Source organism: Xanthomonas sp. SHU 308 (assembly GCF_000364645.1).
GTDB lineage: Bacteria > Pseudomonadota > Gammaproteobacteria > Xanthomonadales > Xanthomonadaceae > Xanthomonas_A > Xanthomonas_A sontii.
The window spans coordinates 1-7309 of sequence record NZ_AQOK01000351.1 but is presented as its reverse complement, the minus strand read 5'-3'; the positions used below and the strand labels follow the sequence as shown (position 1 = coordinate 7309).

At 70.8% G+C, this 7309-nt stretch carries 7 protein-coding genes; all 7 read right to left on the bottom strand.

Annotation, left to right across the window (positions count from 1 at the left end):
• Window positions 1–792: class I SAM-dependent methyltransferase (locus D588_RS24660; protein WP_043084648.1), on the bottom strand; the 792-nt coding region annotated here is incomplete at its 3' end.
• 108 nt (window positions 793–900) lie between these two features.
• Window positions 901–1749 (bottom strand): Wzz/FepE/Etk N-terminal domain-containing protein, encoded by an 849-nt coding sequence (locus D588_RS0112325; RefSeq protein WP_026143652.1) that lies wholly within the window; start codon window positions 1747–1749, stop codon window positions 901–903.
• A gap of 11 nt (window positions 1750–1760) precedes the next feature.
• Entirely contained in the window at window positions 1761–2927 is a 1167-nt protein-coding gene (locus tag D588_RS0112320) for a hypothetical protein (RefSeq protein ID WP_017916205.1), read from the bottom strand.
• Window positions 2924–3865, bottom strand: a complete 942-nt coding sequence (locus tag D588_RS0112315) for a glycosyltransferase (protein WP_017916204.1) — start codon at window positions 3863–3865, stop codon at window positions 2924–2926. The genes D588_RS0112320 and D588_RS0112315 overlap by 4 nt, the downstream gene beginning before the upstream one ends.
• Window positions 3865–5118 carry an O-antigen translocase gene (locus D588_RS0112310; protein WP_017916203.1) on the bottom strand — a complete coding sequence of 418 codons (1254 nt, stop codon included), beginning with the start codon at window positions 5116–5118 and terminating at the stop codon, window positions 3865–3867. Before D588_RS0112310 ends, D588_RS0112315 begins: the two co-directional genes overlap by 1 nt.
• Entirely contained in the window at window positions 5115–6245 is a 1131-nt protein-coding gene (locus tag D588_RS0112305; RefSeq protein WP_017916202.1) for a DegT/DnrJ/EryC1/StrS family aminotransferase, read from the bottom strand. The genes D588_RS0112310 and D588_RS0112305 overlap by 4 nt, the downstream gene beginning before the upstream one ends.
• A complete protein-coding gene (locus tag D588_RS0112300) occupies window positions 6242–7177 on the bottom strand; it encodes a GNAT family N-acetyltransferase (RefSeq protein WP_017916201.1) in 936 nt (311 codons plus the stop codon). The genes D588_RS0112305 and D588_RS0112300 overlap by 4 nt, the downstream gene beginning before the upstream one ends.
• Window positions 7178–7309: the final 132 nt, after the last annotated feature.

The window sequence follows — 7309 nt, the reverse complement described above, 5'->3', positions numbered from 1 at the left end:
GCCGCCGATGCGGTCGTCGAGGCGGCCCAGCGCCTCGCCCAGGCGCGGATGGCGCTGGTAGTGCTCGACCAGGTACGGCGGCGGCAGGCACAGGCTGAGCGCCCGGTACGACTCCAGCGCGAAATGCGGCGCGAACGCGCGGTAGAACTCGCGTGGGAAGTAGTACCAGGTCCAGATCGTGTGCCCGTTCATGCCCACGGCGGTGGCGCCACGTGCGGCGCGCACGGCGGCACGGCGCAGGCGGCCACGCAGCAGGTAGTGGCCCAGCTCCCACGGGCACAGGCGACCGATCACCGAGAACACCAGGCGGCCGTCGCGGCGCAGCAGCCGTGCGCAGTGGCGCGCGACGTCGGGCAGGTCCGGCGCGCAGTTGAGCGGGCCGAAGTTGGAGTACATGCCGTCGAACTCGCCGTCGAGCAGATCCAGTTGCTGGATGCCGACATGGGCCACGCTGAGCCGGCCGCGCAGACTGGGATCCTGCGCGCGGGCACGGGTGCGCTCCACCATCTGCGGCGACCAGTCGGTGGCCAGCACGCGGTAGCCGCGCTGGGCGAAGGCGTGCGCATCCAGGCCGGTGCCGCAGCCCAGATCGACCAGGCGCGAGCCGACCGGCAACTGCGTCGCCACCGTGTCCCACAGGGTGGTGCGCATGCGCTGGATCAGCGCGTTGTTGCCGCGCGGGCCGTCGTAATCGGCGGCCACGCTGTCGAAGGCGCGCTGCGTGTCCAGCAACCGCACCGGGTCCAGAGTGGTCGTGTGCGCCGTTGCACCCGCCTTGCCATTCGCTGTCACCTGCACCTCTCCACTGCCCTGCCCTTGTCGGAATCCGCGCGCATCGAGCGCGCGGTACTGCAGGTAGGTGCGGCGGCAGCGCCGTTTGGTTGAATCGACGAGCTGCTGTTATGCGGCGGCGACGCTCGCCCCTGTCGGCCGCGCCTGCCGCCGGCGCAGCGCATTGCGCGCCACCGCGGCCAGTACGCCGCCGCCGAGCCCGGCCAGCAGCGCCGCCGCCAGCACCAGCACCGGGTTGGGAAACGCCGCGCGCGGCGGCACGTAGGTCTCCCAGGGCGCCGAGGTGTCGTAGGTGTAGCGCGTGCCGAGCCGGCCGAGCAGATCCTCGCGCTCAGCCTTGAGGCCGCGCAGCGTGGCGGTCTTCTCCGACAGCAGCATGTTGCCGAGCAATTGCTGCTCGACGCTGCCGCGGCCTTCGCGTTGCTGCTGCAGCAGGCGGTCGCGCTCGGCCTGGGTCGCGGCGATGTCCGCGGCCAGCTCCTGCAGTCGCGCGGTGGCCTGCTGCAGCGGACCGGCCTGGATGCGCCGGTGCAGCGCCTGCAACTGCGCGATGGTGGCCGTGGCCAGTTGTCGCGCCTGCTGCGGCGATTGCGCGCGCAGGGTCAACTGGATCAGGTTGGCGTACGGGTCGGGGTCCAGCTTCAGGCTGTCGCGGTACAGCGCGGCCTGGCGGCTGTCCAGGGCCACGCCGGCGCTGTGCAGCACCTGTTCCTGGAACTGCCGGGTCTTAATCCGGTCGATCACCCGCTGGAACGGCTCCAGCTTGGGGTCGCGTCCGGACGGGGTCGGGCCGAATTCGCCGACCTGCACCCAGGCGGTCGCTTGCCACTGGCGAGTCGCGCCGTGCAGGAACAGCGCCGCCAGCGCCAATGCCAGCAGCAGCGGCAGCAGGCACCAGCGCCATTCGCGCCGCAGTATCCGCCACAGGTCGAGCAGGTAGATTTCGTCTTGGGGCATGGCGGTGTCGGTCATGGCAGCGGGGATCTCGGGGAAACGGAAGGCAGGGCCGCGTCCGCGGCGGGCGCGCGGCGGTTCGGCAGCAATGCGCTGCAGGCGTGCAGCAGCAGGCACAGCGCGACGAAGCCGGCATTGGTCCAGGTGAACGCCTGCGGCGCGAACGGCGACATCACGCAGGCGTAGGCGATGCGCAGGAACACCAGCAGGTTGAACAGCGCCACGCCGCGTCCGAGTAGGCGCACGCTCCACAGCAGCGCCGCGTACAGCGCCAGCATCGCCGCCAGCGCGGCGCCGGGGCCGCCGGCCAGCAGGAACGGCAGGAACTCGGTGCCGACATTGATGTTCGGCGCATCCAGCGGGATGCCGGTCCCGGCGGTGGCGATGGAGCCGCTGAGCGGCACCAGTTGGTTGATCAGGAAACTGGCGTTGGCGTAGCCCTTGCTAAGCAGCGCGCCGAAGTTGTACGGGCCGGCGCCGATGTACAGCAGCAGCCACTTGATGCCCTGCGGCGCGGCCCGGTACAGCGCGCCGAACGGCAGCGCCACCGAATCCAGCGAGCCGGAACGCAGCGTGCCCAACAGCGAGAACCCGGCGGCGCCGGCGCACAGCAGCGCCAGTACCCGTTTCCACGGCAGCGGCCGTGCCGGGTCGCGGCGCAGCAACAGCAACAGGCCGACGCTGAACACCGCCGCAAACAGGCGGTTGCGGTCGATCACCAGCACCGGGAACACAAAGCCGGCCAGCAGCAGCGCGTTGCGCACGCTGCGCTCGCGCACGCACAGCAGGCCGATCGGCGGCAGGATCCAGCACATGTTCGACACATGCCGCACGTGCGCCTGCAGCGGGCTCAGGTCGGCGTAGGCGGAGGGGTTGTGCAGCAACGGGATCGGGAACAGCAGCAGGTCCAGCAGGCAGAACAGCCCCACCGCGGCGGCCAAGCCGAGCGCGACGAAGGCCTCGCGCGTGCCGGCGTACTCGCGCGACCGGAACGCCGCCAGCGGCGGCAGGCGGATGCCGAGCAGCGCATCCAGGCCCAGCGTCGCCAGCGCCACGGCGGCCAGCAGTGCGATGCCGGCGAGATAGCCCGGCGGCAGGTCGAAGGTGAGCAGGGTCAGCGCGCAGCTCAGCAGCAGCGGCAGGCCGAAATACGCCGACGGCAGGCGCAGCAGCCGGCTCATCCGCGCTGGGCCAGCGTCGGTTGGCCGCCCTGGCGCAGCCGCGCCAACAGCGACAGCCACGCATGCGCCAGCAGGTGTCCGCCCAGCGCCAGCGGGCTGCGCCGCAGGAACGCGATCTTCGCGGCGATGTAGTGCGCCTGCGCGTGCAGCAGGGTGCGGCAGGCCGGATCGAACAAGCGCGCGCGGCGCAGCGCCACCTGTCGCGACTCGGCCAGGTTGGCCAGGCGGCTGGGCAGATGCCGGGTGCGGCTGGCGTTGTGGTCGTGCACGCGGTAGGCGCAGACCGCCACGTCCAGGAAACCCAGCGCGTCGCGCGCGACCAGGCGCAGGAAGAAATCCCAGTCCTCGATGCGCAGGCCCTCGTCCCATTCGGCGCCCGGATGCAGCGCGCTGCGCCGGACCAGCGCCACCGCCCCGCTCACCGCCCAGTGCCGGATCACCGCGCGGCGGATGCCGGCCTCGCTCAGGTACAGGCGTTTGTCCACGCCGTGCAGGTCGCGCATGCTGCTCTGGTGCACGGTGCGGCCCTGGATGTCGACCACGATGGCGTCGCCGATCACCGCGGCCTTTTGCGGATGCGCGCCCAGGTAGGCCACCTGCACGCCTAATCCGCCGGGCAGCAGATAGTCGTCGCTGGCCCCCAGGCGCAGGAACTCGCCGCGCGCCATCGCCACCAGGTGGTTGAGCGTGGCGGCGATGCCGAGGTTCTCGCGCGGCCAGAAGCGCACGTGCAATCTGTCGCCGTGCTGCGCGATCCACTCGGCGATGCGCTCGGCAGTGCCGTCGCTGGAGCCGTCGTCGACGATCACCAGTTCCTTGTTCGGGTACGGGTCTTCCAGCACGCTGTCCAGGCAGCGCTGCACGAAGCGCGCGTGGTTGTAGGCCGGAATCAGCACCGACACCAGCGGCAGCGTCGTCGGGGTATACGTTGCATCCATCAGCCCAGTCCTCGCAGGTAGCGGCGCGCCACCAGCATGTTGAACGCCAGGTACAGCGCGTAGTTGCAGGCGAACGCGTAGACCGCGCCAATCAGGCCCATGCGCGCGGTGAACAGCACCACCAGGCCGAGGTAGCTGGCGGCGAACAGACATTCGGAGAGCACGAACAGCCGCGTCATCGCCTTGGCCAGCATCAGGTAGGACAGCACGAAGGAGGCGATCTTGAGCACGTCGCCGAGCAGTTGCGGCGCGTACAGCGGCAACGCGGCGGCGAAATCCGCCGAGAACAGCAGTCGGGTGATCCAGTCGCGGCACAGGTACACCGCCGCTGCGGCGAGGAGCACCGCCGGCAGCACGTAGCGGTAGGCACCGCGCAGTTCCTGCCACAGCGCCTGCCGCGTATGCAACGCCGCCAGCTTGGGCAGGTAGTAGACGTTGATGGCGGTGGTGAAGAACAGCAGATAGGCATCGGACACGCGGCTCACCGCCTGCCAGTAACCGACCTGCTGCCAGCCGAACTGGCCGGCCAGATGATCGCGCACGCCGATGTTGACCAGCAGCGGCAGCAGCGCGGAGGCCAGGGTCATGACCGAGAAGCCGGCCAGTCGCCGCACCATCGCCGGATCGAAACGGATGCGCAGCATCTCGCGGCGGAAATACGGGCTGCGTCGCAGCGCCGGGAGGCCGGCGCACAGCCAGGCCACCTGCCCCAGCACCAGGCCCAGCAGCGCCCCGGACAGGCCCATGCCGTGCGCCAGCGCGGCCACCAGCAGCACGCTCAGCACCGCGCCGCTGACCTGGACGAAGGCCAGCCGGCGCACGTCCATGAAGCCGTTGACCACCGCCAGGATGTAGTTGGCCAGCGCAATGCCGAGCTGCGCCACCGCCAGCACGCAGATCAGCGGCTGGTACTGCGCATCGCCGAGCAGGCGCTCGGCGATCAGGCGGCTGCACAGCAGCGCGGCCACTCCCATCGCGACCGCGGCGACGCAGGCGTAGCCGAGTGCGCTACCGAGCAGCCGGGCCAGTGCCGGTGCATCGTCGCGGTACTCGGCCACGTACTTGACCACGCCGGCGCCGATGCCGCCGCCTGCCACCACCGCCAGCAGCGACATCAGGCTGGTGAACTGGCCGAGCCGGGCGACCCCGGCCGGGCCGGCGTACACCGCCACCAGCTTCAGCACCAGCAACGCGGACAGCAGCTTGGCCGCGGTGGCCACGCCGCTGTACACGCCGCTGCGCAGCACGTTCATGCCGCCATACCCCCGAAACGCTGGCAGGCATCGATCACCTGCGCCACCGCCGCAGCGTCCAGCGTCGGGCCGATCGGCAGGCTCAACACCTCCGCACCCAAGCGCTCGCACAGCGGCAACTGCAGGGTGGCCAGTTCCGGATAGGCCGGCTGCCGATGCGGCGGCGTCGGATAATGCACCAGGCAGTGCACGCCCTGGGCCTGTAGATGCCGTTGCAGCGCGTCGCGCTGCGCGCAGCGCACCACGAACAGGTGCCAGGCATGCGCCGCCGGGTCGGCCACCTGCGGCACGGCGATCTGCGGATGCGCGATGCCGTCGAGGTAGCGCTGGGCGATCGCGCGGCGCGCGGCGATATCGGCATCCAGGTGGCGCAGCTTGACCCGCAACAGCGCCGCCTGCAGCTCGTCCAGGCGCGAGTTCACGCCCTGCACCAGATGCCGGTACTTGATGTCCGAGCCGTAGTTGCGCAGCACGCGGAGTTGCGCCGCAAGTTCGGCGTCGTCGGTGGTCACGGCGCCGGCGTCGCCCAACGCGCCCAGGTTCTTGCCGGGGAAGAAGCTGAAGCCGGCGGCATCGCCGAAGCTGCCCGCATGGCGGCCGTCGCGGCGCGCACCATGCGCCTGCGCGGCGTCCTCGAGCAGCAGCACCCCATGGCGCTCGGCGATGGCACGCAGTGCGGCCATGTCGGCCAGCTGTCCGTACAGGTGGACCGCCAGGATCGCCCTGGTGCGCGGGCCGATCGCCCGCTCCACCTGCGCCGGATCCAGATTGAAGCTGGCCGCCTCCGGCTCCAGCGGCACTGGCCGCAGCCGGTTCTCGCTGATCGCCAGGAAGCTGGCGATGAAGGTGTTGCCCGGCACCAGCACCTCGTCGCCTTCGTGCAGCCGACCCAGCGCACGGTAGCCGCGCAGGATCAGGGTCAGCGCGTCCATGCCGTTGCCGACGCCGATGGCGTGGGCCGTGCCGCAGTAGGCGGCGAACTCGCGCTCGAACGCCTCCAGCTCCTCGCCGAGCACATACCAGCCCGAATCGATCACCCGTGCCGCTGCGGCCTTGAGCTCATCGGCATAGCGCGCGTTGCTCGCGCGCAGATCCAGGAACGGCACGCTGGCCGGCGGCAGGCTCATTGCAACTCCCAACGGTAGAAATCGTGAACCACCGCGCGCGCGCCGAAACGCTCCTTCTGCTCGACCAGGCCGGCGTTGAGCACCTGGCCCTGCTGCTCGGTGGAAATGCCCAGGCTGAGGAAATCGCGCTGCGCGTAGACCTGCTCGATCAGCTCGGCCAGCAGCAGGCTCAGCGCATCGGCGCGGCGGCCTTGCTCCGAGCAGGCCAGGTATTGGGTGTGGACGACGTGGCCGAAGTCGTACACCAGCGTGCCGGCCAGCAGGTCGCCGCCGTCGCGGACCTCATACGGCACGATCTGCGCCGGGAAGCGCGCGCACAGCAGGCGCAGTTCGTCCAGGCTGTGGGTCGGACGCGCGTCGTGGCGTTGCAGGACCTCGCCCAGCAGCGCATGCAGCGGCGCCGGGTCGTCCACGCGCTGCACGCGCAGCCCGGCGCGGCGCGCCTTGGCCACCGAGCGCTTGCGTGCGGCAGCGAAGCGCGGCGGCACGCGCAGCGGCACCGCCGAGGACAGGTCGCGACGGTAGAGGCGCGCATCCAACCGATGCAGCGCGTACAGATCCTCCTCCGCCGGGCTGCGGTGGAACAGATGCGGCACCGCCTTGTACAGCAGTGTGCGCACGCCGGCGTCGCGGTAATGCGCCGCGATGCGCTCGAACACTTCCAGCGTCGCCGTTGCGCGCAGCGCGTGGGTCGACACCAGACCGGCATAGCTGAGCCCGGCATGGCTGGTCACCACGTCGCCGTCGCGGTTGGCCGGGAACACCGCCACCGGCGTGCCGGCATCCTCGACCAGCAAGGAGGCATCGACGAAGCGCGCCGCGTGATAGTCCATGTAGCCGCGCCGGTGCAGCAGATTGCCGTTGCGCGAGGCCTCCACCACGGCATCCCACAGCGGTGCGTCGGCCGCGGTGTAGCCCCTAACCGACAGCATCGTCATCCTCCCAGACGGTGCCAACGGGCAGCACCACCTCGGCCACGCCGAAGCCGTCGCGGCCCATGTCGTTGCCGTTGTAGAACAGCAGCAGCCGCGCGTCGTGGCGGATCAGCGCCGGGTAGCACAGCG

Excerpts from the sequence above, each read along its gene's own strand:
- D588_RS0112325 (WP_026143652.1), bottom strand. The coding sequence starts at position 1,749 with ATGCCCCAAGACGAAATCTACCTGCTCGACCTGTGGCGGATACTGCGG.
- D588_RS0112320 (WP_017916205.1), bottom strand. The coding sequence starts at position 2,927 with ATGAGCCGGCTGCTGCGCCTGCCGTCGGCGTATTTCGGCCTGCCGCTG.
- D588_RS0112315 (WP_017916204.1), bottom strand. The coding sequence starts at position 3,865 with ATGGATGCAACGTATACCCCGACGACGCTGCCGCTGGTGTCGGTGCTG.
- D588_RS0112310 (WP_017916203.1), bottom strand. The coding sequence starts at position 5,118 with ATGAACGTGCTGCGCAGCGGCGTGTACAGCGGCGTGGCCACCGCGGCC.
- D588_RS0112305 (WP_017916202.1), bottom strand. The coding sequence starts at position 6,245 with ATGAGCCTGCCGCCGGCCAGCGTGCCGTTCCTGGATCTGCGCGCGAGC.
- D588_RS0112300 (WP_017916201.1), bottom strand. The coding sequence starts at position 7,177 with ATGCTGTCGGTTAGGGGCTACACCGCGGCCGACGCACCGCTGTGGGAT.